This is a genomic window from Stappia indica (assembly GCF_020177335.1).
GTDB classification, from domain to species: Bacteria; Pseudomonadota; Alphaproteobacteria; order Rhizobiales; family Stappiaceae; genus Stappia; species Stappia indica_B.
This window is the reverse complement of record NZ_JAIVMG010000013.1, coordinates 35,586-62,473: the sequence shown is the minus strand read 5'-3', so window position 1 is coordinate 62,473 and position 26,888 is coordinate 35,586. Positions and strand designations below refer to the sequence as shown.

At 66.1% G+C, this 26,888-nt stretch carries 28 protein-coding genes; 18 read left to right on the top strand and 10 right to left on the bottom strand.

Going from position 1 to position 26,888, the window contains the following annotated elements:
• Nucleotides 1-159: 159 nt before the first annotated feature.
• From LC062_RS16795 to LC062_RS16780, 4 genes are read right to left on the bottom strand one after another with little or no spacing between them, the layout of a single operon-like run.
• Nucleotides 160-888 (bottom strand): ABC transporter ATP-binding protein, encoded by a 729-nt coding sequence (locus LC062_RS16795; protein ID WP_224912183.1) that lies wholly within the window; start codon nucleotides 886-888, stop codon nucleotides 160-162.
• Entirely contained in the window at nucleotides 888-1,733 is an 846-nt protein-coding gene (locus tag LC062_RS16790; protein WP_224912182.1) for an ABC transporter ATP-binding protein, read from the bottom strand. The genes LC062_RS16795 and LC062_RS16790 overlap by 1 nt, the downstream gene beginning before the upstream one ends.
• A complete protein-coding gene (livM, locus tag LC062_RS16785; protein ID WP_224912181.1) occupies nucleotides 1,730-3,055 on the bottom strand; it encodes a high-affinity branched-chain amino acid ABC transporter permease LivM in 1,326 nt (441 codons plus the stop codon). The genes LC062_RS16790 and livM overlap by 4 nt, the downstream gene beginning before the upstream one ends.
• 4 nt (nucleotides 3,056-3,059) lie before the next feature.
• Entirely contained in the window at nucleotides 3,060-3,995 is a 936-nt protein-coding gene (locus LC062_RS16780; RefSeq protein WP_224912180.1) for an ABC transporter permease subunit, read from the bottom strand.
• A 477-nt stretch (nucleotides 3,996-4,472) separates the two neighbouring features.
• On the opposite strand from LC062_RS16780, the gene LC062_RS16775 reads away from it, so the two are divergent.
• The 3 genes from LC062_RS16775 (at nucleotide 4,473) to LC062_RS16765 (ending at nucleotide 7,099) form a co-directional block, all read left to right on the top strand.
• The gene (locus tag LC062_RS16775) at nucleotides 4,473-5,372 is read left to right on the top strand and encodes a LysR substrate-binding domain-containing protein (protein WP_224912179.1); all 900 of its coding nucleotides are present in this window, start codon (nucleotides 4,473-4,475) and stop codon (nucleotides 5,370-5,372) included.
• 142 nt (nucleotides 5,373-5,514) lie between these two features.
• A complete protein-coding gene (locus tag LC062_RS16770; protein ID WP_224912178.1) occupies nucleotides 5,515-6,045 on the top strand; it encodes a flavin reductase family protein in 531 nt (176 codons plus the stop codon).
• 46 nt (nucleotides 6,046-6,091) lie between these two features.
• On the top strand, nucleotides 6,092-7,099 hold the full coding sequence (locus tag LC062_RS16765; protein WP_224912177.1) for a P1 family peptidase: 1,008 nt from the start codon (nucleotides 6,092-6,094) through the stop codon (nucleotides 7,097-7,099).
• Between the two features lie 12 nt (nucleotides 7,100-7,111).
• On the opposite strand, the gene LC062_RS16760 is transcribed toward LC062_RS16765, so the two are convergent.
• On the bottom strand, nucleotides 7,112-10,609 hold the full coding sequence (locus LC062_RS16760) for an indolepyruvate ferredoxin oxidoreductase family protein (RefSeq protein ID WP_224912176.1): 3,498 nt from the start codon (nucleotides 10,607-10,609) through the stop codon (nucleotides 7,112-7,114).
• Nucleotides 10,610-10,765: 156 nt separating this feature from the next.
• Here LC062_RS16760 and LC062_RS16755 point away from each other — a divergent pair, with 156 nt between their 5' ends.
• Nucleotides 10,766-11,245: an Lrp/AsnC family transcriptional regulator gene (locus LC062_RS16755; protein ID WP_181758716.1), complete on the top strand. Its 480-nt coding sequence runs from the start codon at nucleotides 10,766-10,768 to the stop codon at nucleotides 11,243-11,245.
• On the opposite strand, the gene LC062_RS16750 is transcribed toward LC062_RS16755, so the two are convergent.
• Nucleotides 11,231-12,499 (bottom strand): NAD(P)/FAD-dependent oxidoreductase, encoded by a 1,269-nt coding sequence (locus LC062_RS16750; protein WP_224912175.1) that lies wholly within the window; start codon nucleotides 12,497-12,499, stop codon nucleotides 11,231-11,233. The two genes, LC062_RS16755 and LC062_RS16750, sit on opposite strands and share 15 nt — an antisense overlap.
• A 136-nt stretch (nucleotides 12,500-12,635) precedes the next feature.
• Between LC062_RS16750 and LC062_RS16745 the strand changes: the two genes are divergently transcribed.
• The 6 genes from LC062_RS16745 (at nucleotide 12,636) to LC062_RS16720 (ending at nucleotide 17,755) form a co-directional block, all read left to right on the top strand.
• Complete coding sequence (locus LC062_RS16745; protein ID WP_224912174.1) at nucleotides 12,636-13,592, top strand: sodium:proton symporter; 957 nt, start codon at nucleotides 12,636-12,638, stop codon at nucleotides 13,590-13,592.
• A gap of 79 nt (nucleotides 13,593-13,671) precedes the next feature.
• Nucleotides 13,672-14,415 carry a DUF2259 domain-containing protein gene (locus tag LC062_RS16740; RefSeq protein ID WP_224912173.1) on the top strand — a complete coding sequence of 248 codons (744 nt, stop codon included), beginning with the start codon at nucleotides 13,672-13,674 and terminating at the stop codon, nucleotides 14,413-14,415.
• 116 nt (nucleotides 14,416-14,531) lie between these two features.
• On the top strand, nucleotides 14,532-15,206 hold the full coding sequence (gene rpe, locus LC062_RS16735; RefSeq protein ID WP_224912172.1) for a ribulose-phosphate 3-epimerase: 675 nt from the start codon (nucleotides 14,532-14,534) through the stop codon (nucleotides 15,204-15,206).
• Nucleotides 15,207-15,334: 128 nt separating this feature from the next.
• Nucleotides 15,335-15,829 (top strand): hypothetical protein, encoded by a 495-nt coding sequence (locus tag LC062_RS16730; RefSeq protein WP_224912171.1) that lies wholly within the window; start codon nucleotides 15,335-15,337, stop codon nucleotides 15,827-15,829.
• A gap of 38 nt (nucleotides 15,830-15,867) precedes the next feature.
• Nucleotides 15,868-17,196 carry an adenylosuccinate lyase gene (gene purB / locus LC062_RS16725; RefSeq protein WP_224912170.1) on the top strand — a complete coding sequence of 443 codons (1,329 nt, stop codon included), beginning with the start codon at nucleotides 15,868-15,870 and terminating at the stop codon, nucleotides 17,194-17,196.
• Between the two features lie 4 nt (nucleotides 17,197-17,200).
• Nucleotides 17,201-17,755, top strand: coding sequence for an RBBP9/YdeN family alpha/beta hydrolase (locus LC062_RS16720; protein ID WP_224912169.1), 555 nt, complete (start codon nucleotides 17,201-17,203; stop codon nucleotides 17,753-17,755).
• An 88-nt stretch (nucleotides 17,756-17,843) separates the two neighbouring features.
• On the opposite strand, the gene LC062_RS16715 is transcribed toward LC062_RS16720, so the two are convergent.
• From LC062_RS16715 to LC062_RS16705, 3 genes are all read right to left on the bottom strand, one after another.
• Nucleotides 17,844-18,059, bottom strand: a complete 216-nt coding sequence (locus LC062_RS16715) for a hypothetical protein (protein ID WP_224912168.1) — start codon at nucleotides 18,057-18,059, stop codon at nucleotides 17,844-17,846.
• Between the two features lie 170 nt (nucleotides 18,060-18,229).
• Entirely contained in the window at nucleotides 18,230-19,006 is a 777-nt protein-coding gene (locus tag LC062_RS16710) for an HpcH/HpaI aldolase family protein (RefSeq protein WP_224912167.1), read from the bottom strand.
• Nucleotides 19,007-19,214: 208 nt separating this feature from the next.
• Nucleotides 19,215-19,538, bottom strand: coding sequence for a DUF1476 domain-containing protein (locus LC062_RS16705; protein WP_224912166.1), 324 nt, complete (start codon nucleotides 19,536-19,538; stop codon nucleotides 19,215-19,217).
• A 329-nt stretch (nucleotides 19,539-19,867) separates the two neighbouring features.
• On the opposite strand from LC062_RS16705, the gene purC reads away from it, so the two are divergent.
• The 7 genes from purC to LC062_RS16670 all read left to right on the top strand — a co-directional run bounded on the left by purC (nucleotide 19,868) and on the right by LC062_RS16670 (nucleotide 23,588).
• The gene (gene purC / locus LC062_RS16700; protein ID WP_224912165.1) at nucleotides 19,868-20,665 is read left to right on the top strand and encodes a phosphoribosylaminoimidazolesuccinocarboxamide synthase; all 798 of its coding nucleotides are present in this window, start codon (nucleotides 19,868-19,870) and stop codon (nucleotides 20,663-20,665) included.
• 252 nt (nucleotides 20,666-20,917) lie between these two features.
• Entirely contained in the window at nucleotides 20,918-21,325 is a 408-nt protein-coding gene (locus LC062_RS16695; protein WP_224912164.1) for a GFA family protein, read from the top strand.
• A 163-nt stretch (nucleotides 21,326-21,488) separates the two neighbouring features.
• Complete coding sequence (locus LC062_RS16690; RefSeq protein WP_224912163.1) at nucleotides 21,489-22,058, top strand: hypothetical protein; 570 nt, start codon at nucleotides 21,489-21,491, stop codon at nucleotides 22,056-22,058.
• A gap of 163 nt (nucleotides 22,059-22,221) precedes the next feature.
• Complete coding sequence (purS, locus tag LC062_RS16685; protein WP_224912162.1) at nucleotides 22,222-22,461, top strand: phosphoribosylformylglycinamidine synthase subunit PurS; 240 nt, start codon at nucleotides 22,222-22,224, stop codon at nucleotides 22,459-22,461.
• A 19-nt stretch (nucleotides 22,462-22,480) separates the two neighbouring features.
• The gene (locus LC062_RS16680) at nucleotides 22,481-22,588 is read left to right on the top strand and encodes a phosphoribosylformylglycinamidine synthase-associated small membrane protein (RefSeq protein WP_188478585.1); all 108 of its coding nucleotides are present in this window, start codon (nucleotides 22,481-22,483) and stop codon (nucleotides 22,586-22,588) included.
• A gap of 18 nt (nucleotides 22,589-22,606) precedes the next feature.
• Nucleotides 22,607-23,281: a phosphoribosylformylglycinamidine synthase subunit PurQ gene (purQ, locus tag LC062_RS16675; RefSeq protein WP_224912161.1), complete on the top strand. Its 675-nt coding sequence runs from the start codon at nucleotides 22,607-22,609 to the stop codon at nucleotides 23,279-23,281.
• 46 nt (nucleotides 23,282-23,327) lie between these two features.
• Nucleotides 23,328-23,588 carry a DUF2164 domain-containing protein gene (locus LC062_RS16670; RefSeq protein ID WP_224912160.1) on the top strand — a complete coding sequence of 87 codons (261 nt, stop codon included), beginning with the start codon at nucleotides 23,328-23,330 and terminating at the stop codon, nucleotides 23,586-23,588.
• 18 nt (nucleotides 23,589-23,606) lie between these two features.
• On the opposite strand, the gene yegS is transcribed toward LC062_RS16670, so the two are convergent.
• Nucleotides 23,607-24,530, bottom strand: a complete 924-nt coding sequence (yegS, locus tag LC062_RS16665) for a lipid kinase YegS (RefSeq protein WP_224912159.1) — start codon at nucleotides 24,528-24,530, stop codon at nucleotides 23,607-23,609.
• 123 nt (nucleotides 24,531-24,653) lie between these two features.
• On the opposite strand from yegS, the gene purL reads away from it, so the two are divergent.
• Nucleotides 24,654-26,852, top strand: a complete 2,199-nt coding sequence (gene purL / locus LC062_RS16660; RefSeq protein ID WP_224912158.1) for a phosphoribosylformylglycinamidine synthase subunit PurL — start codon at nucleotides 24,654-24,656, stop codon at nucleotides 26,850-26,852.
• Nucleotides 26,853-26,888 lie beyond the last annotated feature (36 nt).

Genomic DNA, 26,888 nt, shown 5'->3' with positions numbered 1-26,888 from the left:
GATAGCGCGGGCATTCGCCAGACCGTGGATCAGTGGTGTTCGCCCGCCGCGGGGTGGCTCCGGCGCATGGCTTGAGCCAACCCCACACGGGCGTTCCAGGGCCGTGCCCCGCCCGATGCCGGATCCTCCCGGGCACCGGGCGGGGCAAGAGCCCGAACCTCAGTGACGACCGCCTTCCAGATAGGCCGCCTTCACCTCCTCCCGCGACAGAAGCTCGCTGCCCGTCCCCGACAGGGTGATGGTGCCATTGACCATCACATAGCCGCGATGGGCCAGCTTCAGCGCATGATAGGCGTTCTGCTCGACCAGGAAGACGGTCAGACCGTCGGTACGGTTCAACTCGGCGATCGCATCGAAGATCTGCTTGACGATCAGGGGCGCAAGCCCCAGCGACGGCTCGTCGAGCAGCAGCAGCCGTGGCCGCCCCATCAGCGCCCGGGCAATCGCCAGCATCTGCTGCTCGCCGCCGGACAGGGTTCCGCCGCGTTGCTCCTGGCGTTCCTTCAGCCGGGGAAACAGGGTGAACACCCGCTCCAGATCGGCATGGAAATGCGCCGGGTCGGCGACCGCCGCGCCCATTTGCAGGTTCTCCATCACCGACATGCGCGGAAAGATCCGCCGGCCTTCCGGAGACTGGGCGATATCCTTGCGCATGATCTCGTGGGTCGGAAGGTTGGTGATATCCTCGCCCAGATAGGTGATGGTGCCGTTGCGCGCCTGCGGCGAGCCGCAGATCGTCATCATCAGCGTCGACTTGCCGGCGCCATTGGCACCGATCAGCGTGACGATCTCTCCTTCATGCACGTCGATATCGACGCCGCGCAGGGCGACGATCTTGCCATAATAGGTTTCCACGCCCCGGACCTTGAGAAGGGGTTCCCTTTCCATCACAGCCCCACCTCCTCTTCGACCAGGTCGACCTCGTCGTCGGCAACGCCGAGATAGGCGGCAATCACCTTCGGATCGTTCTTCACCTCTTCCGGCGTGCCGTCGGAAATCTTCTCGCCATAGTCGAGCACGACCACATGGTCGGAGATTTCCATCACCACCGACATGTCGTGCTCGATCAGAAGCACCGAGGTCTCGTGCGTGTCGCGGATGTAATGCAGCAGGGCATTGAGGTCCGCGCTTTCCTTCGGGTTGAGGCCCGCCGCCGGCTCATCGAGGCACAACAGTTCCGGCATGGTGCACATCGCCCGGGCGATCTCCAGCCGGCGCTGGTCGCCATAGGGCAGATCGGCGGCCGCGTCATCGGCGCGGGCAAGCAGGTCCGTGCGGGCCAGCCAATAGCGCGCCCGCTCCACCGCCGCCCCTTCCGCCTTGCGAAAGCCGGACAGACCGAACAGACCGCCGACGGTGTAGTTCGACGCCACCATCAGCGGATTGTGCTGCGCCACCAAGAGGTTTTCCAGCAAGGTCATGCCGCCGAACAGGCGGATGTTCTGGAAGGTCCGCGCCACCCCGGCCATGGCCGAGATCTTGAAGTCCGGCATGCGCTCCAGCAAATGGCGCGCCCCCGCCTTGCGGCGCATGGTGATGCACCCTTCGGTCGGCTTGTAAAAGCCGGTGGTGCAGTTGAACACCGTGGTCTTGCCGGCGCCGTTCGGGCCGATCAGGGCGGTGATGTCGCCCCGGCCGACGTTGAACGACAGATCGTTCACCGCCACCAGGCCGCCGAAACGCATGGTGACATGCTCGACGGTAAGCACAGGATCGTTGTCCCAGCGGGTCATCCGTGGCCCTCCTGTACCAGATCTGCGGAAATGCCCTTGGCCTTGCCCTTGCTGAGGGTGATGGACGGTGTGCGGGTCGAGATCAGACCCCGCGGCTTCCAGACCATGATCACCACCATCAACAGGCCGAACACCAGCATCCGGTATTCCTCGAATTCGCGGAAGAACTCGAAGCCGCCGATCATCACCACCGCGGCGATGACGACACCGATCTGCGATCCGAGCCCGCCAAGCACCACGATCGCCAGGATCACCGCAGACTCGATGAAGGTGAAGCTCTCCGGCGAGATGAAGCCCTGCCGGGTGGCGAAGAACGAGCCGGCGAACCCGCCGAACATCGCCCCGAGCGCAAACGCCGTCAGCTTGGTGTTGGTGGTGTTGATGCCGAGCGAGCGGCAGGCGATCTCATCCTCGCGCAAGGCTTCCCAGGCCCGCCCCACCGGCAGCTTGCGCAGCCGCATGGTGACGAAGTTGGTGACCATCGCCAGCAGCAGAATCAGGTAATAGAGGAAGATGATCCGGTGAATGGAGTTGTAGTCGAGGCCGAAGAAAGCGGCGAAACCGCCCTCGCCCCGGGTGAATTCCAGGCCGAAGAAGGACGGCCGGGGAATGCCGGAAATCCCGTCCGGGCCGCCGGTGAACTCGTACCAGTTCAAGAGCACCACTCGGATGATCTCACCGAAGGCCAGCGTGACGATCGCCAGATAGTCACCGCGCAGGCGCAGCACCGGGAAGCCGAGAATGATCCCCCAGAAGGCCGACAGGATGCCCGCGAGCGGCAGGCAGATCCAGAACGAGAAGCCGAAATACTGTGCCAGCAGCGCGTAGGAATAGGCGCCCACCGCATAGAAGGCGACATACCCCAGATCGAGCAGGCCGGCGAGCCCGACAACGATGTTCAGCCCCCAGCCCAGCATGACATAGGTGGTCACCAGGATCGCCAGATCGAGATACTGCCGCGATCCGCGCGCGCCCAGCCAGTACATCAGCAGGAACGGCAGGGTCACGGCGAGCACGAACAACAGCGGCGTGACCAGATGGGCAACCGAAGAGAAGGCGCTCGCCTTCGGCATCAAGCCACTGACGACGCCGGTGACCGGCCGCTCGCTTTTCCATACGAAGAGATTAAGCAGGAGCCGCCCGAAGAACACGACGGCGACGGCGGTCGCAACAGCGCCCCAGCGATACTCGATCGCCAACCCGCCGATATCGACTTCGGTCTTCATGCCAATCATCAGGGAGAACAGGCCGAAGGCCACCAGTCCGCCCATGCCGGCATCCTTCACGGAGCCGGCGAGAAGGGTGTCTTTTTCCGCTGCCATGATCCTAGACCTTCTCCACTTCGGGCCGGCCCAGCAGGCCTTCAGGCATGAAGATCAGCACGATCGCCAGGATCGAGAACGCCGCGACATCCTTGTATTCCAGCGAGAAATAGCCGGACCAGAACGTCTCGATCAGGCCGATCAGCAACCCGCCGAGCATGGCGCCCGGCAACGAGCCGATGCCGCCCAGAACCGCCGCCGTGAAGGCCTTCACCCCGGCCAGGAAGCCGATGTAGAAGTCGATCACGCCATAGTAGAGCAGGAACATCAGGCCGGCGACCGCGGCCAGCGACGCCCCCATCACGAAGGTCAGCGAAATGGTGCGGTCGACATTGATGCCGAGCAGGGAGGCCATCTTGCGGTCCTGCTCGCAGGCGCGCTGCGCCCGCCCGAGCGAGGTCTTGTTGATCAGCAGGGTGAAACCGGCCATCAGAAGCACGGTGACGACGATGATCAGGATCTGCATGTAGCTGATCTGAACCGCGAACCCCTCGCCTCCCGACACGCTGTCGCTCAGCGAGAACCCACCCGAGATCAGCGGCTGCAGCGGCTTGTTGCGCGCCCCTTGCGAGATCTGGACGAAGTTCTGCAGGGCGATCGAGGCACCGATCGCGGTGATCAGCGGCGCCAGCCGGAACGACCCGCGCAGCGGCCGGTAGGCGACCCGCTCCACCGTCCAGCCCCAGATCGCCGTCAACGCCATCGCCAGAACGAGCACGAGCACAAGAGCGAGGATGAGCAACAGAAGCGGCGTCGCCGCGGTGATGCCCAGCGCCACGATCAGGATCAGCGCAATGAAGGCGCCGACCATGAAGATGTCCCCATGTGCGAAGTTGATCATGCCGATGATCCCGTAGACCATCGTATAACCAATGGCGATCAGGCCGTAGATCGACCCCAGCGTGACGCCATTGATCAGCTGCTGGAAAAAATATTCCATCTTCCCTGTGATCCCTCTGAAAAGCTGGTGGCTTTTGCCGTTCTCAGCTCGCCGCGCCTTGGCTCCTCCTCGGCGCGGCACTTGTAAACTTTACCAAGCTCCCAAATCCGAGACAATTCCTCTCAATTTGCCTTGCTCAGAAAAGAAAATCTTTCCCTGAAGCCATCCAGCGCGGAATGTCACCGCGCAACAGCCGGATACGCCTCCACCATAGGACGCTCACCCACCGGAAACGCAACCCCAAACCCGCCAGCGAATGTGCTTCGGATTGGTACGGCAGTCCGCACGGCACGCAAGCAAAGGTGACCGGCCCGAATTTGCCCGCATTCACCAAGGGGAACGCGCGCGCCAAACGAGACGGATCCAACGCTATGATGTGACGATTCCCCCCAATTCTCCCAAGAAGAAAAAAGTCACATATGAACCACCGGTTCAATTGAAAGTTCCCGACATTTCCGTTAAAAAAACTAAAGTATAATGTCCAAACAATTGCCCCCTCTCAATGCCCTCAGGGCCCTGGCCACCCTGGCGCGCACCGGCGGGGTCGGCCTTGCTGCCGATGAACTTGGCGTCACTCATGCCGCCGTCAGTCACCACTTGCGCAATCTGGAGGACTGGTTCGGCTCCACGCTGGTCCGGCGCAAGGGACGGCGCATCGAGCTGACCCCGGAAGCAGAGCGGATCGCCAGCACCATGAACGACGCGCTGGAGCGGATCGGCGCGGTCTGTCATGAGGTCGCCGAAACGGCGCGGCGCCCGGAGCTGCTGATTGCCTGCGTCCCCTCCTTCGCCACCCGCCACCTGATCCCGCGTCTGGTCGATTTCGGCGAGATCGCCCCCGCCATCCGGCTGCGCCTGCTCTATGCCCAGCATGGCACGCCCCAGGATGCGGATATTCTCATCGACTGGTTCGACACGCCGCCGCCGCAGGAGCGCTACCCGGTGTGCCTGCCCCTGCTGTCCGGCCACACCCGGCCGGTCTGCAGCCCTGCTCATCTGGCCACCCATGGGCCCTTCGAGACCGTGCACGACATCGCCCGCGCCCGCCTGCTGCATGACGAACGGCACGACGACTGGCGCGACTGGCTCGGCGAAAATAGCGAGCCCGTTGCGCTTGCCTCGGAAGGCCCGGTGTTCAACGACTTCAACCTTCTGGTCAGCGCCGTCGTCGCCGGCCACGGGGTGGCGCTCTGCGTGGAGACGATGATCACCGCGGAGCTGACCCGGGGCGACCTGATCCCGCTCACCGACACGCTGGGAAACCGGGAACGGGCCTACTGGCTGACCGCAATCCGCGCACCCAGCCCCGCCGCGCGCCGCTTCATCGACTGGATTTCCCAGCGCATGCCCGCTACTTCTCTCGGTAAGGCCGGCTGATCCGGCACAGCACCCCATCAGCCGGGCCCTACAGCCGGCGGAAACCAATTGGCAACGGGCCCAGATTACCCTTCCGGTCATGCCCCGCCAAAGCGCTCGCCGGGCAGAGGCAGTCCCGGCGACACGGCAATCGAGGACGCATATGAGCAACGGACCCGTCACCAGCCCAGGCGCACCGGATGCAGCAACGGGCCCGGTCGACGCCGCCGCCTTCCGCGAGGCCATGAGCCGGCTTGGCGCCGCCGTCCATATCGCCACCACCGATGGCCCCGGCGGGCGGTTCGGCACCACCGTCTCCGCCGTCACCTCGGTTTCCGACACCCCGCCGACCGTACTGGTCTGCGTCAACCGGCAGGCCCGCATCAACGCCTCGATCAAGCGCAATGGCATTTTCGCCATCAACACGCTGCCGGCCCATGCGGAGAACCTGTCCAATGCCTTCGCCGGCAAGGGCAACCTGCCGCTGGACGAGCGTTTCGCCCTTGCCCGCTGGACCCGGCTGGCCACGGGTGCGCCGATCCTGGAGAGCGCCCGGGTCGCGCTCGACTGCGAGGTGACCGAGATTTCGGAGGTCGGCACCCATTCGGTTGTCTTCGGCCATATCGTCGGCCTGTCGCTCGGCCAGCGCGGCCCGGCGCTGATCTATCTCGACCGCGCCTATCACCGCATCTGACCCGCCGCGCTGCCCTTCACCCCCGCTCCAACGGAAAGCCTCGCCCATGCGCCGCAACCTGATCACCGATGTTCCCGGGCTGAAGGTCGGCAATGCCGACGATCCCCGGCTGAAGTCAGGGGTGACGGTCCTGCTTGGCGACGCGCCCTTCACCGCCTCCGCCGCCATTCACGGCGGCGCGCCGGGCACCCGCGAGGTCGCCCTGCTCGATCCGCAATTCACTGTCGACCAAGTGGATGCGCTGGTGCTGTCCGGCGGCTCCGCCTTCGGCCTCGATGCCGGCGCCGGGGTTCAGGCGGAACTGGCCGCCATGGGACGGGGATTTGCCATCGGCAGCGCCCGGGTACCGATTGCCCCGACCGCGATCCTGTTCGACCTGCTGAACGGCGGCGACAAGGACTGGGGGGAAGCAACACCCTATCGCGATCTCGGCCGGCAAGCGGTCAAGGCCACAGCCGGCAGCTTTGACCTCGGCACCGCCGGCGCCGGGGCCGGGGCCACCACCGCCACGTTGAAGGGAGGGCTGGGTTCCGCCTCCGCCCAGCTCGACAGCGGCGCGACCATCGGCGCTCTCGTTGCCGTCAATGCCCTCGGCAGCGCCACCATCGGCGACACACCGCATTTCTGGGCCGCTCCCTTCGAACAAGACGGCGAGTTCGGTGGCCTTGGCTGGCCGGCGCCCTTTCCGCAGGACGGTGCGCGCCTGCGCACCAAGCTGGACGGCCTCAGCGAAGGGGCCAACACCACCATCGCCATTATCGCCACCGACCTTGCTCTGACCAAGGCCGAGTTGAAACGCCTGGCGGTGATGACCCATGACGGCTTCGCCCGGGCGCTGTGGCCGGCGCATACCGCACTGGACGGCGATCTGGTGTTCGCCCTGTCGACGGGCCAGCGCAAGCCGCGCGATCCGCTTGCCGAAACGGTGGAGCTGGGCGCGGTCGCCGCTGCCGTGATGAGCCGGGCGATTGCCCGGGGCATCCATGCCGCCAGCGCCGCGCCCGGCGATGTCGCGCCAACCTGGCGCGACCGCTTTTCCGGGCATGTCGGCTGACCGGACCGGCCGTTACTCTGCTGCGGCGACGATGATCCCCTCCTCGCGCTCCTTTTCCAGCCGATCGAACAGCTGGGCGCGCCGCGCCTCAGCCCGTGCCAGATTGCCCTCCTTGACCGGACCGAAGCCGCGCACCAGATCCGGCACCCGGGCAATTTCCACCAGAAGCCCGTAATTGGCGGTGCCGACGAGCCCGGTGACGGTCTCCAGATCCGCCAGATAGGCCTCGATCAGCGCCCGTTCGGCCTTGCGCTCCTCGGTACGACCGAAGGGATCGGCCCAGCTTCCGCGCAAACCCTTCATCTTCGTCAGCAGGCGGAAGGCGGTGAAGATCCAGGGACCGAAGGCCAGCTTGCGCGGCCGACCGGTCTTCGGATCGAGGCCACGCGAGATCAGCGGCGGCGCCAGCATCACCCGCACCTTGCGCGGGTCGGTGAACTGCGCGGCCAGCCCTTCCCGGAACGCCGGATCGGAGTAAAGCCGCGCCACCTCGTACTCGTCCTTGTAGGCCATCACCTTGTGCAGCATGTCGGCGGCGATGCGGGTCAGGCGCATGGTGCCGGGGCCGAGCTCCGCATCCCGCGCCCGCAAGCGCTCGATCGCCGCGTCGAACCGGCGCGCATAGGCCGCGTCCTGATAGGCGGCAAGCTCTCGCGACAGGAAGGCGATGCGGGTCTCGAGATCCATCTCGGCCTCCGCCTCCTTCTGGCTCCCGCCCTGCGGCAGCAGCGACAGCAGCGTGTCCGGGGCCGCCGCCAGCACCCGGCCGGCGCGGAACGCCCGCAAATTGGCTTCCACCGCCGCCCCGTTCAACCGGATCGCCGCCTCAAGACCGGCGGTGGAAAGCGGAAGCCGCCCGGCCTGACAGGCCATGCCGATCAACAGCATGTTGGCGAAGATCGCATCGCCCAACAGCGCCTCGGCAAGCCCGGCCGCGTCAAGGCCATGGAACAGCGGACAGGCCTCCTCCAGCGTCTTGCGCATCCTGAGCTCATCGAAGGAGAGGGTCTGCTTCATGACAAATTCGGCCGTCGGCGCAACCCGGGTGTTGGCGAAACCGGCGGTGCGGGACCGGTCGATCAGCGCCAGTTGCTCCGCATTGGTGGCGACCACCATGTCGGAAGCGATCAACACATCAAGGCTTGCGGTGGGAACGCGCGGCCCCTCAATCGCCCGGTCGAGGGTGGAAAAGCGCACATGCGAGGTCACCGGCCCGCCTTTTTGCGCCAGCCCGGTCATGTCCAGCGTCGAGGCCTGAAGCCCGTCCACATGAGCGGCCATGGCCAGCACCGCCGCCGTGGTCGTCACCCCGGCCCCGCCGATGCCGGCGATCAGAAGGTTCAGCGTCGTCTCCAGCGGGGCGCGCTCCGCCTCGCCGATCCCGGCCAGCAGCGCATCCACATCCACCGTGGCGCTGTCGGCCTTGCGCAGCTCCGCCCCCTCGATCCAGGCGAAGGAGGGACAGAAGCCCTTCACGCAGGAGTAATCCTTGTTGCAGGAGGATTGGTTGATCCGCCGCTTCTCGCCGAACTCGGTCGCCACCGGTTCTACCGACAGGCAGTTGGACTGCACCGAACAATCGCCGCAGCCTTCACACACGCGCTCGTTGATGTAGAGCCGGCGGTCCGGATCGGGATAGGTGCCGCGCTTGCGCCGGCGCCGCTTTTCCGCCGCGCAGGTCTGGTCATGAATGATGACCGACACACCCTTGAAGTCCTGCAGTTCCTTCTGCACCGCCATCAATTCGTCGCGGTGCACCACCGGTGTGCCCGGCGCCAGATCGTGCCGGCCGAGATAGGCATCCGGATCCTCGGCGGTGACGACGATCCGCTCCACACCCTCCGCCTCGAGTTGCCGAGTGAGCTGCGGCACGGTCAGGGTGCCGTCGATCGGCTGGCCGCCCGTCATCGCCACCGCATCGTTGTAAAGGATCTTGTAGGTGATCGGCACCTTCGCCGCGACCGCCTGGCGGATGGCGAGAATGGCGGAATGGAAATAGGTGCCATCGCCCACATTGGCGAACACATGGGTATCCCTGGAGAAGGGCACCTGCCCGACCCACAGAACGCCCTCGCCGCCCATGGCGATCTGGCCATCGGTGGTCCGCCCCGCCACTTCGGTCATGGCATGGCAGCCGATGCCCGGCAGCGCCCGCGCGCCTTCCGGGATCACCGTGGAGGTGCTGTGCGGACAGCCGGAGCAGAAATACGGCACCCGCGCGGCCCGCTCCGCATGGCCTTGCGACCACATCACCTGGCGGTTCATCCGCTCCACCACCGCGCGCATCTCGGCGGAGATGAAGTCCTGCGGCAGAAAGGCGATCAGCGCCGGGATGATCTCCGCCACCGCCAGTTCCAGCACATCCGACAGGAAGGGCGCTCCCTCCGGCGTCTTCTTGCCCCAGATGCGCGGCCGGGCATGGTCCGGCCAGTCATAGGCCAGTTCCTTGATCTGCGGCTCCAGAAAGGCGCGCTTGTGCTCCACCACCAGAAGTCGCTCGATCCCGCGCGCGAAATTCGACAGGCCGATGGGCTCCAGCGGCCAGGGCATCGCCACCTTGTAGATGGCAAGGCCGATGTCCCGCGCCCGCGTCTCATCGACGCCGATCAGGTCCAGCGCCTGCCGCAGGTCGCGGTAGGCCTTGCCGGTGGCGACGATGCCAAGACGCGGCTTGCGGGCGCCGAAGGCCACGTGGTCGAGACCGTTGGCGCGCACATAGGCGCGGGCCGCCGGCACCCGGATATCGCGCAGGAGCCGTTCGGTCTCCAGCCGGTTGCCCAACAAGAGCACCCGGTTGAGGTCGTCATGCAGCCTTGGATCGCGATCTTCCGGCCGAATGAAGCTCAGCCGGCGCGGATCGACGGAAATCGTCGCCGAGGCATCCATGGTGTCGGCAAGGCAGATCATGCCGCTCCACAGGCCAGAAAAGCGCGACAAGGCGATGCCATGCAGGCCGAAATCAAGCACTTCCTGAATGTCGGAGGGATTGAGCACGGGCATTTCCACATGCTCGAAGAAGAACTCCGACTGCGCCGGCAGGATCGAGGATTTGGCCAGATGATCGTCGCCAGCAAGCGCCAGCACCCCGCCATGCGGCGCCGTGCCGCTGGCATTGGCCTGACGCAAGACGTCGCCGGCCCGGTCCACGCCGGGCGCCTTGCCGTACCAGATGCCGAACACGCCGTCGTAATCGGTGCCCTTCCCCTGCTGGCCGAGCTTCTGCGAGCCCCAGACCGCCGTTGCGCCCAGTTCCTCGTTGACCCCTGGCGTGAAATGGATATGCGAAGCGGCCAGATGCCGACGGGCGCGGGTCAGTTCCGTGTCGTAGCCGGCGAGCGGCGAGCCGCGATAACCGGACACGAACCCGCCCGTCCGCAATCCGGTTTCCGCGTCGAGCCGCGCCTGATCGAGCGGCAGCCGCACCAGCGCCTGAATGCCGCTGAGGTAGACACGCCCACGGGTGGCAACATACTTGTCGTCAAGCGCAATGGTCTTGGTGATGGCGTTCATACGACGGCCTCCTCCTCCGTCGCGGGCGCAAGCTTTGGAGGCCGGGCGCCCGGCGTAAATTTCTTTGGTCTAATATGGTTCTTCTTTCAGGTGATTTCTGTGCTAACCTGATCGCCAATCCCGCAAAAAGCGAACAATCCTTCCAGATAGACAAAGATGAGCGAAAAAAACCTACTCGACCCATCGGACATTCGTGTCCTGCGGATTCTTCAGCGCGACGCCTCCCTGTCCATCGCCGACATCGCCCGCGAGGCCGGCATGAGCCAGACGCCCTGCTGGCGCCGCATCAAGAAGCTGAAGGAAAGCGGCGTGATCCGGCAGATCGTCGCCGTTGTCGACCGGGAAGCGGTGGGCCTTGGCTTCGTCGCCTATGCCTTCGTCAAGCTGACCGTGCCGAGCCGCGACAACATGGAAACCTTCGACAAGCTGGTGCAACGCTGGCAGGAGGTGGTGATCTGCGAACGCATCACCGGCGCGGTCGACTACCTGATCAAGGTGGTTGCCGACGACATCAAGGGATACGACGATTTCCTGCGGCTGAAGCTGCTGGACAACACGCTGGTGTCCGACGTCCAGTCAAGGATCGTCGTCCACACCGTGAAGCACACGGTCGCCCTGCCCTTACGCGAAACGTAGCATTTCCCAGCCGGCTGCAAAGCGGCGGGCGGAGAACGCTTCCGGATCGGTGAACGGCGTTTCCCCGGCAATCATTTCGGCAAGCAGACGGCCGGTGGCCGGACCGAGGGCAAAACCTGTGTCCGCGTGGCCGAAACAGAACCACAATCCGGGGTGGGCCGGCGCCGGGCCGATCACCGGCAAGCTATCAGGCAGACAGGGACGCGTGCCGAGCCAGGGCGTCGCATCAACAGGGCTGCCCAGCGGGAAGATCTGCCGCGCGGCAGCCAGCGCCTGCGCCATCTGGCGCGGCCGCGCCGGTGCATCGCGCGGCGCCAGCTCCACCCCGGTGGTCAGGCGAATGCCGCGCTCCATCGGCGACAGCACGAAGCCTCGCGCCATATCCGCAACCGGCCGCGACAGGCCCGCGCCAGAGGCTGGGCGTAAATGCAGGTGATAGCCACGCAGCGCCGCCAGCGGAAATGCGTAGCCGAGCGGCGCCAAAAGGTCGGCGGACCAACTGCCCAGCGCCACGACCACCGTTCCCGCCTCGACCACGCCCCGGCTGGCGCGCACGCTCCAGGTCCCTTGCGCCCCGGCCAGCGACTGCGCGTCGCCGGTGTCGATGATGCCGCCTCGTTCGCGCAAGAGCCGCGCATAGGCCTTGGTCACCCCGCCCGGCGAGGAAACCGACTGCCCGTCCGGCCAATAGACCGCCCGCAGACCGCGCGCCACCAGATGCGGCTCCAGCCGGGCCAGATCCACCGATGACAGCTCGCTGTAATCGGTACCGTAGATCCGCGCGAAATGCGCCTCCAGCTCCGCCGCCTCCGCATCGCGCGCATCATGCAGCTTGACCAGCCCGGTCGGCCGGAAAAACCGCAGCGCATTTGCCGCCCGCGCCAGGGCCAGATGCTCGCCCACCGCCGCCGCCTGCACCGGTGCAAGCGCGCGCACATAGCGGCTCACGCCCACCGATGCAGAAGCATCGCGGAACGCCCGCAGCCACGGCAGTTGATGACGCAGTCCCCGCCAGGAGACATGAGCTTCGGGACGCAGACCCAGCGCCTGGGCGCCCAGCGCCAACGGGCTGGCGCTGAGCCGATGCGGGATACAGCCATCGCGTGGGATTACCCCGGCATTGCCGCGCGAGGCTTCCTCGCCCGCCGGCCCCCGGTCGAGCAGCAGCACCTGACGGCCACGCGCCTGCAGATGCAGGGCGGCGGAGATCCCGGCGATGCCGGCGCCAAGCACGATGACATCGACGCTACGCATGCGCCACGTCCACAGGTAGCAGAAGCGCCTTGCAACCGATCACCAGGCGCGCCGATACTGGCCGTCTCACCAGCGCGCGTGCCGGGCGGGTCCAGCCCAGCTCAACTTCGCCCGCGCCCCAGCCACAGGAGCCGCCATGCGGGCCGTCACCCTTCCCGCGCAGGCGCTTGCATGGCTCGGCCGCCAGGGAACCCGGGCCGTGGCCATCAGCGCCCTGCTCGGCCTGATGCTGCCGCAGCTTTCGGCGCTGTTCCGCCCCTTCGTCGAAGAGGCCATCTTCGTGCTGCTGGTGCTTGCCTTCCTGAGGGTCGAGCCATCCGCCGTGCTGGCGCATATTCGCAGGCCCTGGCTCTTGCTGTCGGCAAGCCTGTGGATGTTGGTGATCCTGCCGGTCGGCCTCGGGCTTGTCTTGCGCGAAAGCGGCGTTCTTGCCGGATATCCCGATCTGGCGCTCGCCGCCTTCATCGTCACCGCCGCCCCGCCGATCATGTCCGCGCCCGCGTTCATCGCCCTGATCGGCCTTGATGCGGCACTGGCGCTGGCGCTGATCTGCATCACCATGCTGCTGACACCGCTGACGGCTCCGCTGATCGGCACATTCATTCTCGGCGACGTCCTGCCGATCGACGCACCCGCACTGGCCCTGCGGCTCGGCCTGCTGCTCGCCGCCTCGGCCGGATTGGCCTACGCCCTCCGCCGTCTGACCGGCGGGCGCAGGATCGCCGCTGCCCAGGCGCATATCGACGGCCTGAATGTCCTGATTCTCTTCGTCTTCGCCGTCGCGGTGATGGATGGCGTCAGCGCCCGGTTTCAGGCCGCGCCGCTGTTGACCGTCGGCATCGCCGCGCTGACCTTCGCCGTCGCCCTGTTTCAGATGGGCGTGACCATGCTCGCGTTCTCCGCCAGCCGGCGCGACCAGGCCTTCGTCGTCGCCCATGCGGCCGGCAATCGCAACATGGGCCTGATTGTCGCCGCCCTCGGTGGCAGCCTGCCGGATCTTGCCTGGCTGTATTTCGGTCTGGCGCAACTGCCTATCTATCTCCTGCCGTGGCTGCTCGGACCGCTGGCGGCGCGGCTGCGCGCTTCGCAGTAACACGACCGTGATCGTCATCACGGCGCCTGTGTTGTGCCGCTGTTATACTCCCGGTGCAAGTCGTCAATGGAGATTGATCATGTCCGCTCGCATTTTATCCGTGCTCACCCTTGCCGCGACGCTCCTCCTGCCAGCCACACAGGCAAGTGCCGGGGATTTCGCGAAGGTCGATGTTCTCGGCTTTTCCGCGAGCGGCGACCACTTCGCGTTCGAGGAATACGGCATTCAGGATGGCTCCGGCTTTCCCTACTCCAACATCTATGTGATCGACACCGCCCGCGACAGTTGGGTGCGCGGCAGTCCGTTCCGGCGCCTGGACGAGATCGACGACAGTGTCCCGGTCGATTTCGACGCCGAGCTTGCCCGCACCCGCGCCGCCAACGCCCGCACCGCCCGCCAGACCCTTGCCGCCAGCGACATCGCCGGCCACGGGCGCACCGTCGGCCACAATCCCCCCACCGAGCTCTCCGCCAATCCCCATGAAATGCTGGTCCTGCCGCGCATGATCGCCCCGACCAGCGACACACCGCTCCGCCTCATCCTTGAGGAAATCGCCGTGCCGGCACAGAGCGAGTGCCCGAGCGGCTTCGGCGAGGTCCGGGGCTTTCGCCTGCTCCTCACCGATCAGGCCGGCACCCGGGTGCTCAATGAGGACAGGCGCGTGCCGACAAGTCGCGGTTGCCCGCTGCGCTATCGCATTGAACGGGTCATCACCCACCATCCGCAAGCGGGCTCGCCGCGCTTTGCCGTGCTGATCCAGATGGAAACCATCGGCTTCGAAGGCCCGAACGGCCGCTTCCTGGCGATCACCGGCGCGCTCTGACCATCCGAGACCGGCCAAGCTGGCCAGCATCGGGCCGCAAAACACTTGTGAGCGGGCGGGCAACATGATAGCCGCGCCTCATCCCTTGACCCGCCGCTTCCCGGAGCCTTTCTGACATGACACGCCCGCTCGCCATCGCCCCCTCCATGCTCGCTTCCGACTTCTCCGCCTTCGGACAGGAAGTACGCGACGTCGTGGAAGCGGGCGCGGACTGGATCCATCTCGATGTGATGGACGGCCATTTCGTCCCCAACATCAGCTTCGGCCCGGATGTCATCGCCGCCATGCGTCGCCACACCGACAAGGTGTTCGACACCCATCTGATGATCGCCCCGTGCGATGCTTATCTGGAAGCTTTCGCCAAGGCCGGCTCGGACATCATCACCGTGCATGCCGAGGCCGGCCCGCATCTCGACCGTTCGCTGCAGGCAATCCGGGCACTGGGCAAGAAGGCCGGCGTGTCACTCAACCCGGCAACGCCGGAAAGCGTCATCGAATACGTGCTCGACCGGCTCGATCTGGTGCTGGTGATGAGCGTCAATCCCGGTTTCGGCGGCCAGTCCTTCATCCCCGCCATGGTCGACAAGGTCGCCCGCATCAAGGCGATGATCGGCGACCGGCCGATCGACATCGAGGTGGACGGCGGGGTCACCCCGGAGACCGCCCCGCTGGTGGCCGCCGCCGGCGCCAATGCGCTTGTTGCCGGCTCCGCCGTGTTCAAGGGCAAGGGCATCGAGGGCTACCGCGCCAATATCGACGCCATCCGCGCTGCCGCCGAAGCGGCACGCTAGGGCCCAGACGCCGCGTGCGTGCGCGTCGCGAAAGATGGCGCGCGCCGCGTGGCGGGCTTCCCGCTTGACCGGACGGGCGCGGCGGGGTCAGCTAGCTTCGCGCCAGCCCTCCTGGCCGGAAGCCTATCTTGGCAACAAGGATCGACCGCACCGTGCGCCCCTTTCTGTTCGCGCTTGTCTGGACGCTGATCATCGCCGGCCTCGCCGCCGCCCTGACCCTTGGCCGGGAGGAGGCGCTGTCCGGCCGCTCGCTTGCCGTGATCGCCGTCTATGCCACCGGCAGCTTCACCGGCGGGTTGATCAGTTGGGGTTTGGCACGGCTTGCGACCCTGCGCCGGCCGCGTCGTTCGGCCCGCTTCGCCGCCATGCTGATCTGTCTGACGGTGACCACAGCAGGGTTCTCAGCCTTTCTGTTCTACCTCCAACTGCGCACCTATTATGCGGCCTGGCACACGCATGAATTCTCATATCGCATGATCTGGGAGCAGCTCTTCACCGGCGCCACCACCGCCTATATCTTCGGCGTCAAGGGCGCGCGTCTTCTGTTGCCCTTCGCCATCGTGCCGCTGCTCGCCGCCTCCTGGTATTTCGCGCGCATTGAGCCAAGGCGCCGCGTCTGCTAAGTGACCCGCAGCATTCCCCCCGCTGACGAGGACACCGCATGATTCCGCGCTACTCGCGACCCGAGATGGTCGCCATCTGGTCGCCCGAGACGAAGTTCCGCATCTGGTTCGAGATCGAGGCCCATGCCTGCGACGCGCTGGCCGAACTCGGCGTGATCCCCAAGGACGCGGCCAAGACGATCTGGGACAAGGGCGGCGCGGCGACCTTCGACGTGGAGCGGATCGACGCGATCGAGCGCGAGACCAAGCATGACGTCATCGCCTTCCTGACCCATCTGGCCGAGATCGTCGGCCCGGACGCCCGCTTCGTGCATCAGGGCATGACCTCCTCCGACGTGCTCGACACCTGCCTCAACGTGCAGCTCACCCGCGCCGCCGACCTGCTGCTGGCCGATCTCGATGCCCTGCTGGCCGCGTTGAAGCGCCGGGCGCTGGAGCACAAGGACACGGTCTGCATCGGCCGCTCGCACGGCATTCATGCCGAGCCGGTGACCTTCGGCCTGAAAATGGCCGAAGCCTATGCGGAGTTCTCCCGCTGCCGCGACCGGCTGATCGCCGCCCGCGCGGAAGTGGCGACCTGCGCGATTTCCGGCGCCGTCGGCACCTTCGCCAACATCGACCCGCGCGTGGAAGAGCATGTGGCCAAGGCCATGGGCCTTGCCGCCGAGCCGGTCTCCACCCAGGTGATCCCGCGCGACCGCCATGCCATGTTCTTCGCCACGCTCGGCGTGATCGCCTCCTCCGTGGAGCGGGTGGCAACGGAAATCCGCCATCTGCAGCGCACCGAGGTGCTGGAAGCGGAGGAGTATTTCTCCCCCGGCCAGAAGGGTTCCTCGGCGATGCCGCACAAGCGCAACCCGGTGCTGACCGAAAACCTCACCGGCCTTGCGCGCATGGTCCGCTCGTATGCCATGCCGGCGATGGAAAACGTCGCCCTGTGGCACGAGCGCGACATCTCCCACTCCTCCGTGGAGCGGATGATCGGCCCGGACGCGACCGTCACCCTCGACTTCGCCCTTGCCCGCCTCACCGGCGTCATCGACAAGCTGCTGGTCTACCCGGAGCGGATGATCGGCAACATGGACCGGCTCGGCGGCCTGGTGCATTCCCAGCGCATCCTGCTGGCCCTCACCCAGGCCGGCTGCTCGCGCGAGGACGCCTATCGCCTTGTGCAGCGCAACGCCATGAAGGTCTGGGACAGCTACCAGGTCTCCGGCAGCGCCGGGGTCGACTTCCTCACCGAGCTTCTGAACGACGCCGATGTGCGCTCGCATCTGTCGGAAGAAGAAATTCGCAGCCGCTTCGACCTCGCCTATCACACCAAGGCGGTCGACACGATCTTTGCCCGCGTGTTCGGGAGCGCCTGACGCGATGAAGATCGCCGACGCCGACATTCTGCTGGTTCCCGGCCTGGGCGACATCCCGGCCGGGCACTGGCTGAACCGCTGGCGAGAGAAAATGGCCAATGCCCGGTTCGTCGAGCTGCCGGGCCGGCATGCGCCGGTGTTCAAGGCCTGGATGGACGGGCTGGTCGAGGCGGTCGCGGAGGCACAGCGTCCGGTGGTGCTGGTCGCCCACTCCCTCGGCGTTCTCACCGTCGCCCACGCGGCGCGTCATTTCGAGCATGGCAAGGTGCGCGGCGCGTTTCTCGTCGCCCCGCCGGATCTGGGGCAGACCGATCCGGCCCCACATTGCGACATCACCGGCTTCCACCCCCGGCCGACCGGACCGCTGCCGTTCACCGCAAGGGTGGTCGCCAGCCGCACGGACCCGTCCTGCGCCTTCGACACCGCCCACAAGATGGCGAGCGATTGGGGCGCCCATTTCCAGGACGCGGGCGAATCCGGTCACATCGACCTTGCCAGCGGCCACGGCCCCTGGCCGGATGGGCTGATTTCCTTCGCCTATCTGATGAAAACGCTCTGACAACGAAAACGGGCGAGGCACATGGCCTCGCCCGTTTTGCATTCAAGGGACCCGCGCCGCATTCCCCGGGGCGTCAAGGGGGGAGGCGTCACGCCGCGCCGCGCCCACCGCCGGTCAAACGGTAGACATGGCGGGCAACGAAATAGCTGACCGGCAGGCCAAGCAGCGCGCCCACCCCGGCAAAGGCGGCCAGCAGCCACGGGGCATAATCGTTGATCCCGTAGAAGGTCATGGGCATGAGCGCGAAAACGCCGGCCATCGCCGGCGTGATGACAATGGCCAGAAGGGCAGCGACTTTCCACATGGCGGACAAACCTCAGGCAAACCTCCGGCGTGCCGGATCGCCTCTCAAGGCCCCACCCCCGGCCACGCCGCTCGATGGCGCTATCATAGATAGCGAAATCGGGAATTTTGCTGTGGCACGCCGTCACAGCGTGTTTGTCCGATAGGGGCAAACACGCAAAACCCGTCCCGTCAGTCGAGAACGGCGCTGGCCGCGCCGGCCGCCTCCATCAACAGGCTCATGTCGACCCCATGGGCCATGAAGCGGAAGCCCATCTTCTGCGCGCCTCGGGCGTCTTTGGCGGCATTGCAGAAGATACCGGCAATCTTTCCGGCCGCCCGCGTCCTTGCGGCGATATCCGCCGCAACCGTCTGCACCTGGTCGCTGCCGGGCACCACCTCGGCGCCGCCGGACAGGGTCAGCGACAGATCGCCCGGGCCGACGAACACCCCATCCAGCCCATCGACCGCCAGGATCTCGTCAAGCGCTTCCAGCGCTGCCGGCGTTTCGATCATCGCCAACGTCAGGGTCTCGCGATTGGCGCCGGCAAGATACGCCGCCGGGCTTTCCCCCTTCAGCATGGCGGCCCGATGCGGCCCCCAGCTTCTGGCGCCCATCGGCGGGTATTTCGCCGCCCCGACCAGAGCCAGCGCGTCATCCACCGAATTGACCATCGGCATGATCACCGCTTCGGCGCCGAAATCCAGCACCCGGCTGACACTGGCGAAATCATCGACCGGTGTGCGCACCACGCTGTGCGCGCCCGACAGGCGGGTTGCGGCAATGCCCTCGCGTACCGAGGCGATGTCATGCTGGCCGTGCTGCATGTCGAGCGTCACCGCCCCGTAGCCGGACCGCCCGAGGGCCTCCGCCAGCAGTGGCACCGCAAGGCTCGACCAGGCGGTGACGATGGTCTCATCGCGGCGCAGCCGTTCGGCAAGGGATGGGGAAGCGGAAGAAGCCGTCATGACGGGAACCTTTCGGGAACCGGCGAGGGTCCGAAAGGCCTGCCGGAGGGCTGCGGGAAGACGCGGGCCTTACGGAGAGACGGGAGGCCTGCCCGGAGTCCCGGGCGCCTTGGCGGCGATTCTCGCGCCGCGCCGCGCATGGTCCGGCCGGATGACCGGCCCATGCGCAGTCCTCAAGCCGGGCAGGCAGGCGGCCCGGCGACGCGGATCAGCCTTCGGTGCGGATCTGTTCAGTGGCCGTGTGCATCAGCTCGTCCATGGTCCGGCGGATCTGATGATCGGACTGCTCGACGCCAGCGTCGTCGAAATCCTTGCGGATCTTGCGGAACACGTCTTCGTCGCCCGGCTCCTCGAAGTCCGAACGGACCACTTCCTTGGCGTATTCCTCGGCCTTCGCGGCATCGTATCCGAGCTTTTCGGCGGCCCACAGTCCGAGCAGCTTGTTGCGCCGGGCCGTGGCCTTGAACCGAAGTTCCTCGTCATGGGCGAATTTGTTGGCAAACGCCTCTTCGCGATTGTCGAACGTGGTCATACTTGTTTCTCCTGCCTCGTGACGGGGTCCTGGAAGAATCTATCCCGATAGTCCCCATATAGGGATGAAAGAGCGCCTTTGCATATCCTCGCACACCGGCCAAATCAACGCGAGATCGGCATCGGAACACGCATTGCGCCCCGCTTGCCCGACCTGGCGGCAAGGGCGGCGAATTTCTCTGCCCCGCTTCGATTGTACTTTGCCGGGCGATCGTGTAGGTTCCGCGCCATCTAGCGGGGGGCCGATGATGCAGCAGCCGCGCTCAGACCCTTCAGGAACCGATACCTTGGGGATGAGACGGCGAACCGACCGGAGCAACCTCCGCCAGCATGGATTTTCTTTCACCAACACGGTACGTGCCCATGAACCGCCGCCGGCGCATTTACGAAGGCAAGGGCAAGATCCTCTATGAAGGCCCCGAACCGGGGACGCTGATCCAGCACTTCAAAGATGATGCCACCGCCTTCAACAACAAGAAGCATGAGATCATCGATGGCAAGGGGGTCCTCAACAACAGGATCTCCGAGTACATCTTCAACCACCTGAACGCGATCGGGATCCCGACTCACTTCCTGCGCCGCATGAACATGCGCGAGCAGTTGATCCGGGAAGTGGAGATGATTCCGCTGGAGGTCGTCGTGCGCAACGTCGCCGCCGGCTCCCTGTCCAAGCGTCTCGGCCTCGAAGAGGGCACGCAGCTTCCGCGCTCGATCATCGAGTTCTACTACAAGAACGACGAACTCGACGATCCGATGGTCTCCGAAGAGCATATCACCGCCTTCGGCTGGTGCGCCCCGCAGGAGATGGACGACATCATGGCGCTGGCGATCCGCGTCAACGACTTCCTGTCGGGCCTGTTCCTCGGCGTCGGCATCCGTCTCGTCGATTTCAAGATCGAATGCGGCCGGATGTGGGAAGGCGACATGATGCGTATTGTCGTCGCCGACGAGATCTCGCCCGACAGCTGCCGTCTCTGGGACATCCAGTCGAACGAGAAGATGGACAAGGATCGCTTCCGCCGCGACCTCGGCGGAATGCTGGAAGCCTACCAGGAGGTGGCCCGCCGCCTCGGCATCCTCAACGACAACGACCGCCCCGCCGGCTCCGGCCCGGTGCTGGTCAAGTAACGCGGGCGCGATCCGGGAGCCAGCGCACCACCGCACGGCCATCCCGCGAAACACGCATAAAAAACCCGGCAGGCCGCGCGCCCGCCGGGTTTTTTCTTGCCCCGCGCGCATCGCCCACACATTTGGGCCCGCATGCCATTGCACGTCAAAGACGTCGTCTCTAGTTTTACCCGCATTCATCCACCCGCCATCGCCGCCATGCCGGCCGCATGCAGGCAGAGCGCGGCCATGCCTAGAGACATGAGGATCTCGATGCCCCACACCCATCATGGCGCGTGCCAGTGCGGCACCGTCCGCTTCGAGATTTCCGGCGCGTTCGACTGTTTCTTCCTGTGCCATTGCGCACGTTGCCGGAAGGACACCGGGTCCGCCCACGCGGCCAATCTGTTCTCCACAACAGCGACGATCACCTGGGCCGCCGGGCAGGACAACATCACCACCTACCAGGTTCCGGGCACACGGCATGAAAAGAGCTTCTGCCGCACCTGCGGCTCAGCGGTTCCAGGTGTCCAGATGGAGGGCGGACTGCTGGTCGTCCCGGCGGGCAGCCTCGACAGCGCCATCGACATCCGCCCGAACGCGCACATCTGCTGCGCGGACCGCGCCGGCTGGGATTCGGACCTGCAGGATGTCCCGGCAATGGACGGGCTGCCCGGCTGATCGGCGAGTCTGCCGGCAACGGCGCCGGCGTTGGCGGCCAGACCGCCGCTACCTTTTTCCCATACCTTTCTCAGTGGCAAACCGAACGCAGCCCACTAAAATCGCCCCTGAGTTTCAGACCTCGATTTTGCAACGCAATTTTCTGAAAAGGCCTTTCAACGTCATGCCTCACACATTCCGTTTAGCTGCCCCTGCCCTGCAAGCATTCGCACGGATCCGGGTCACACTGATCATCCTAGCCGGCCTTTCCCTGGCCGCGTGCCAGACCACCGGCCTGAAACCCGGCGCGATCACCTCTTCCTTTGCGCAGCCCGGCTGGATCGCCACCAAGATTGACGGCAAGACGACCTACGTTTGCTCGCCATCGAGATGCCGTTCACCGCAGGTCATCGTTCTCGTCAACAAGAGATTCAGAGGCGATCTGGAAACCGCGATCCGCAGGGATTTCGTGTCTGCGGAGCTGTTTCGCGCAATGAGCGGTGTCATCTCGGTCGCCTCGAAAAAGGCGATCAACATCACATCAATCCGTAAGGTCGGGACACGTGACTACGTTGGTTTCGACTACCTCGTCACCTTGCGCAACCGCCGCGGAGAGCGGCTCTACCTCGCCGCCCGCGAGATCGTTCAGCAGGATCGCGGGGTCATGATCATATCGATGGCGACCTCGTCCAAGCTCGCCAGAGCGAACCTGAGAAGCTACCTGGCGCAAACGCGCATACGCCGCGTGAAGTAGCCCCCGCCCGAGGGTGCACAGGGGGGGCCGCGGCCGCCCGAACGCGGCGGATCGCCCCCCTTGTGCAAAAGAGGCTTTCATCCGCGGTGCCGGCGCGGTAGAAGCGGCGCGAGACGGACGGGCGACCGTCCGCAAGCGACCGCGCTCTGGAGAGTTGAAACCGATGAAAGCTCGTGTAACCGTGACCCTGAAGACCGGCGTCCTCGACCCTCAGGGCAAGGCGATCGAAGGCGGCCTCGCCGCGCTCGGCTTCGCCGGTGTCGACAGTGTGCGCCAGGGCAAGGTCTTCGATGTCGAGTTGAACGCGACAGATGCCGGCGCGGCCCGCGCCAGCCTTGAAGACATGTGCGAGAAGCTGCTCGCCAACACGGTGATCGAAAACTACGCTATCGAGATCCTTTGAAGGACAAGGCGAGACGCCGATGGATGACGACAGTGCCCGCGCCCTGCGCTTTCTGTTGATCAAGGCCGCGGTGTTCATCGCCCTGCCCGCCACGCTGGCCCTTCTTGCCGCGTTTTTTCTGGTCTGAACGAACGGAACGCACGCCATGAAATCCGCCGTCATCGTCTTTCCCGGTTCCAACCGCGACCACGACATCGCCCACGCGCTGAAGACGGTCACCGGCCAGGATCCCGTTTCCGTCTGGCACGCCGACACCGCCCTGCCCGATGTGGATCTGGTGGTGCTGCCCGGCGGCTTTTCCTATGGCGACTACCTGCGCTCCGGCGCCATCGCCGCCCGCGCGCCGATCATGCGCGCGGTGGCCGAGTTCGCCGCCTCCGGCCGGCTGGTGCTCGGTGTGTGCAACGGCTTCCAGATGCTGACCGAAGCCGGCCTGCTGCCCGGCGCGCTGATGCGCAACAAGGGGCTGACCTTCGTCTGCCGTGAGGTGCTGCTCGAAACCGTCTCCACCGACAGCCCGTTCACGCGCAACTTCGCCAAGGGCGATGTCTGGCGCTGCCCGATCGCCCATCACGACGGCAACTACTTTGCCAATGCGGACACGCTTGCCCGCCTGGAAGACACCGGCCGGGTCGCCTTCCGCTATGCGCGCGACACCAACCCGAACGGCTCGATCAATGACATCGCCGGCATCCTCAACGAGGGCGGCAATGTGCTGGGCATGATGCCGCATCCGGAGAATCTGGTGGAGCGGCTGCAGGGCGGCACCGACGGACGCCGGCTGTTCGAAAGCATCGCCGGCGCCTTCGCCGCCGCCTGACCGGGCGCAGCAACCCGGCGGGTCCCGGCGGAAGAGGAGCCCGCCCGTGGCAAAGATCGAGTTCAGCAAGGAAGAGAGCGCCGCGCTTGCGCGGCGTATCCGCGACCACCTGCGCGATGAATTCGATCTTGAGATCGGGACGCTCGATGCGGATATCTTCCTCCGCTTCCTGTCGGAGGAAATCGGCGCCGCCTTCTACAATCGCGGCCTTCTGGACGCACAGGCCGCCATTTCCGCCCGCTTCGACGAAATCGCCGAAGTGGTCTACGCGCTGGAACAGCCCTCCACGCTCGGCAGCGGACGCTGATCGGGCTCCCCCGCCTTCTCAGCCCGCCCCATCGCCGGTGACGAACCGCACCGCGCCCGGATGCACCTTGATCTCCAGCCGGTCGGCGGACATCGGTTCGCCATCGAGATTGACCGACAGGGGCACCGCGCTTTCCACGACCAGCTCACGGAAGCGGACGGTCTCGGTGAACTCCGGCAGGTGATTGCGCCCATCGCGCAGCAGCCCACCGACCAGATTGCGGATCCCGGTCGCATCGGGCAGCGGCACGATGGTCAGATCCAGCTCGCCATCATCGATTCGCGCGTGCGGACACAAGACGATGCCGCCGCCGGCCTGACGACCGTTGCCGGCGGCCATGGCGACGAATTCCCCCTCCCAGCAAAAGCCCTCACTGGTAAAGCGCGCATGAGAGAGCGTGAGGTCGCCGATCCGGCTGACCCCGGCGATCAGATAGGCGGCGCCGCCGAGCAGCCGCTTGGCCGCCGGATCGGTTTCGGTGGTGATCCGGGTGGCGGTGCCGCCGCTGGCCAGGTTGATGAAATAGCGGCCATTGACACTGCCCGCGTCGATCGCCCGCACCTTGCCTTCCGCGCAAAGCCGCAAGCCCGCCAGCGGATCGGCGACCGGCAGTCCCAGCCCTTGCGCGAAATCATTGGCAGTGCCCAGCGGCCAGAGCGCGAAGGTGGCGCTCTCTTTCCCGCCCTCCTGGGCCGAGAGCCCGGCGGCGACCACCTCGTTGAGCGTGCCGTCGCCGCCGGCAGCAACGATCACGTCGGTCTCGCCGGCCCACGCCCGCGCCATGCCCTCACGGGCGAACCGGGCCGCGTCCCCGGCCTCGAAGGTGACGGACACATCGACCCCGTGCCCCTGCTCGCGCAGGGTACGAATGGCCGCGCGCACATCCTCCCGGATCGCAGATTTTCCGTGCAGGATCAGGTGAAGGCGTCGGGTAACGGTCAAGAAAACTCTCCGGCAAGCGTCTATTGACGCATTAGACCGGGCTGCGGCGATGTCTGCAATTCCCTTTGCCGATCCGTTTTGCTAAACGGGCATCACAATTCGCCGCCAAGCTCCGGACCGAACATGATCCCCAACGATATCGAGATCACCACCGACCTGATCGAGGCCCATGGCCTGAAGCCCGACGAGTATGAGCGCATCCTCGCGCTGATCGGGCGCACGCCAAGCTTCACCGAGCTCGGTATCTTCTCCGCCATGTGGAACGAGCACTGTTCCTACAAATCGTCGAAGAAGTGGCTGAAGACCCTGCCGACCGAAGGCCCGCGCGTGTTGCAGGGGCCGGGCGAGAACGCCGGCGTCGTCGATATCGGCGATGGCGAGACCGTGGTCTTCAAGATGGAGAGCCACAACCACCCCTCCTACATCGAGCCCTATCAGGGCGCGGCCACCGGGGTCGGCGGCATCCTGCGCGACGTGTTCACCATGGGCGCGCGCCCGGTGGCGGCGATGAATGCCCTGCGCTTCGGCTCGCCCGAGCATTCGCGCACCCGCCATCTGGTCTCCGGTGTCGTCGCCGGCGTCGGCGGCTACGGCAACTCCTTCGGCGTGCCGACGGTTGGCGGCGAGGTGGAATTCCACGCCCGCTACAACGGCAACTGCCTGGTCAACGCCTTCGCCGCCGGCATCGCCCCGGCCGATGGCATCTTCCTGTCGAAGGCCGAAGGCGTCGGCCTGCCGGTGGTCTATCTGGGCGCCAAGACCGGGCGCGACGGCGTCGGCGGCGCCACCATGGCCAGCGCCGAGTTCGATGACGCCATCGACGAGAAGCGCCCGACCGTGCAGGTCGGCGACCCCTTCACCGAAAAATGCCTGCTCGAAGCCTGCCTGGAGCTGATGGGCTCCGGCGCGGTGGTGGCGATCCAGGACATGGGCGCCGCCGGCCTCACCTGTTCGGCGGTCGAGATGGGCGCCAAGGGCAACCTCGGCATCGACCTCGACCTCGACAAGGTACCGGTGCGCGAAACCGGCATGTCCGCCTATGAGATGATGCTGTCGGAGAGCCAGGAGCGGATGCTCATGGTGCTGCGGCCGGAAAAGGAAGCCGAAGCGGAAGCGATCTTCCGCAAATGGGGCCTCGACTTCGCCATCGTCGGCGTCACCACCGACACCCTGCGCTTCATTGTCCGGCACCAGGGCGACACGGTCGCCGACCTGCCGATCAAGGAGCTGGGCGACGAGGCGCCGGAATACGACCGCCCCTGGATCGAGAGCCCGAAGCGCGCGGTGCTCGCCGCCGAGGATGTGGCCGAGCCGGCCGACTATGCCGAAGCCCTTTTGACACTCGTCGGCAATGCCAACGGCGCCTCGCGCCGCTGGGTCTACGAGCAGTATGACACGTTGGTGCAGGGCAACAGCGTCGCCACCCCCGGCGGCGACGCCGGCATCATCCGCGTTGGCGACAAGGGCAAGGCACTGGCCTTCAGTGTCGATGTTTGCCCGCGCTATGTGGAGGCCGATCCGTTCGAGGGCGGCAAGCAGGCGGTCGCCGAGTGCTGGCGCAACCTGACCGCCGTCGGCGCCGAGCCGCTGGCCGCCACCGACAACCTCAATTTCGGCAATCCGGAAAAGCCGGAAATCATGGGTCAGCTCGTCGGCGCCATCAAGGGCATCGGCGCCGCCTGTTCCGCGCTCGACATGCCGATCGTCTCGGGCAACGTCTCGCTCTACAACGAGACCAATGGCGAGGCGATCCTGCCGACCCCGGCGATGGGCGGCGTTGGCCTGCTCGACGATGTCGACACCCGCGCCAGCCTTGCCTTCGCCAATGACGGCGACATCCTGCTGGTGATCGGCGGTCATGGCACCCATCTGGGTCAGAGCACCTATCTGCGCGACATCGTCGGCTCCGAGACCGGCGCTCCGCCGCCGGTCGATCTGGCCGCCGAACGCCGTCGCGGCGATTTCGTGCGCGCGCTGATCCGCGCCCGCCGGGTGACCAGCGTTCACGACATCTCCTCCGGCGGCCTCGCCGTCGCCCTGGCGGAAATGGCCATGGCCGGCGACCGCGGCTGCCGCGTCAAGGTGCCGGCACCGGCCCATGCGGCGCTGTTCGGCGAGGATCAGGGCCGCTACGTTCTCGCGGTCTCCCCCGCCGAGGTCGCGGCCGTGACGGAAGATGCGCTCGACGCCGGCATCGAGCTGGTGGAGATCGGCACCGTCACCGGGTCCGATTTGACGGCTGAGGACATTCTCACCATATCCGTTGCAAAGCTCCGCGAGAGCCACGAGACTTGGTTCCCGGACTACATGAGCGGCGCCTGACGGCGCAGACGTGGCACTGGAGCGCATCAGGGCGCC

Coding starts and splice junctions, on each gene's coding strand:
- LC062_RS16795 (WP_224912183.1), bottom strand. CDS start 888: ATGGAAAGGGAACCCCTTCTCAAGGTCCGGGGCGTGGAAACCTATTAT.
- LC062_RS16790 (WP_224912182.1), bottom strand. CDS start 1,733: ATGACCCGCTGGGACAACGATCCTGTGCTTACCGTCGAGCATGTCACC.
- livM (WP_224912181.1), bottom strand. CDS start 3,055: ATGGCAGCGGAAAAAGACACCCTTCTCGCCGGCTCCGTGAAGGATGCC.
- LC062_RS16780 (WP_224912180.1), bottom strand. CDS start 3,995: ATGGAATATTTTTTCCAGCAGCTGATCAATGGCGTCACGCTGGGGTCG.
- LC062_RS16775 (WP_224912179.1), top strand. CDS start 4,473: ATGTCCAAACAATTGCCCCCTCTCAATGCCCTCAGGGCCCTGGCCACC.
- LC062_RS16770 (WP_224912178.1), top strand. CDS start 5,515: ATGAGCAACGGACCCGTCACCAGCCCAGGCGCACCGGATGCAGCAACG.
- LC062_RS16765 (WP_224912177.1), top strand. CDS start 6,092: ATGCGCCGCAACCTGATCACCGATGTTCCCGGGCTGAAGGTCGGCAAT.
- LC062_RS16760 (WP_224912176.1), bottom strand. CDS start 10,609: ATGAACGCCATCACCAAGACCATTGCGCTTGACGACAAGTATGTTGCC.
- LC062_RS16755 (WP_181758716.1), top strand. CDS start 10,766: ATGAGCGAAAAAAACCTACTCGACCCATCGGACATTCGTGTCCTGCGG.
- LC062_RS16750 (WP_224912175.1), bottom strand. CDS start 12,499: ATGCGTAGCGTCGATGTCATCGTGCTTGGCGCCGGCATCGCCGGGATC.
- LC062_RS16745 (WP_224912174.1), top strand. CDS start 12,636: ATGCGGGCCGTCACCCTTCCCGCGCAGGCGCTTGCATGGCTCGGCCGC.
- LC062_RS16740 (WP_224912173.1), top strand. CDS start 13,672: ATGTCCGCTCGCATTTTATCCGTGCTCACCCTTGCCGCGACGCTCCTC.
- rpe (WP_224912172.1), top strand. CDS start 14,532: ATGACACGCCCGCTCGCCATCGCCCCCTCCATGCTCGCTTCCGACTTC.
- purB (WP_224912170.1), top strand. CDS start 15,868: ATGATTCCGCGCTACTCGCGACCCGAGATGGTCGCCATCTGGTCGCCC.
- LC062_RS16720 (WP_224912169.1), top strand. CDS start 17,201: ATGAAGATCGCCGACGCCGACATTCTGCTGGTTCCCGGCCTGGGCGAC.
- LC062_RS16715 (WP_224912168.1), bottom strand. CDS start 18,059: ATGTGGAAAGTCGCTGCCCTTCTGGCCATTGTCATCACGCCGGCGATG.
- LC062_RS16710 (WP_224912167.1), bottom strand. CDS start 19,006: ATGACGGCTTCTTCCGCTTCCCCATCCCTTGCCGAACGGCTGCGCCGC.
- LC062_RS16705 (WP_224912166.1), bottom strand. CDS start 19,538: ATGACCACGTTCGACAATCGCGAAGAGGCGTTTGCCAACAAATTCGCC.
- purC (WP_224912165.1), top strand. CDS start 19,868: ATGGATTTTCTTTCACCAACACGGTACGTGCCCATGAACCGCCGCCGG.
- LC062_RS16695 (WP_224912164.1), top strand. CDS start 20,918: ATGCCCCACACCCATCATGGCGCGTGCCAGTGCGGCACCGTCCGCTTC.
- LC062_RS16690 (WP_224912163.1), top strand. CDS start 21,489: ATGCCTCACACATTCCGTTTAGCTGCCCCTGCCCTGCAAGCATTCGCA.
- purS (WP_224912162.1), top strand. CDS start 22,222: ATGAAAGCTCGTGTAACCGTGACCCTGAAGACCGGCGTCCTCGACCCT.
- LC062_RS16680 (WP_188478585.1), top strand. CDS start 22,481: ATGGATGACGACAGTGCCCGCGCCCTGCGCTTTCTGTTGATCAAGGCC.
- purQ (WP_224912161.1), top strand. CDS start 22,607: ATGAAATCCGCCGTCATCGTCTTTCCCGGTTCCAACCGCGACCACGAC.
- purL (WP_224912158.1), top strand. CDS start 24,654: ATGATCCCCAACGATATCGAGATCACCACCGACCTGATCGAGGCCCAT.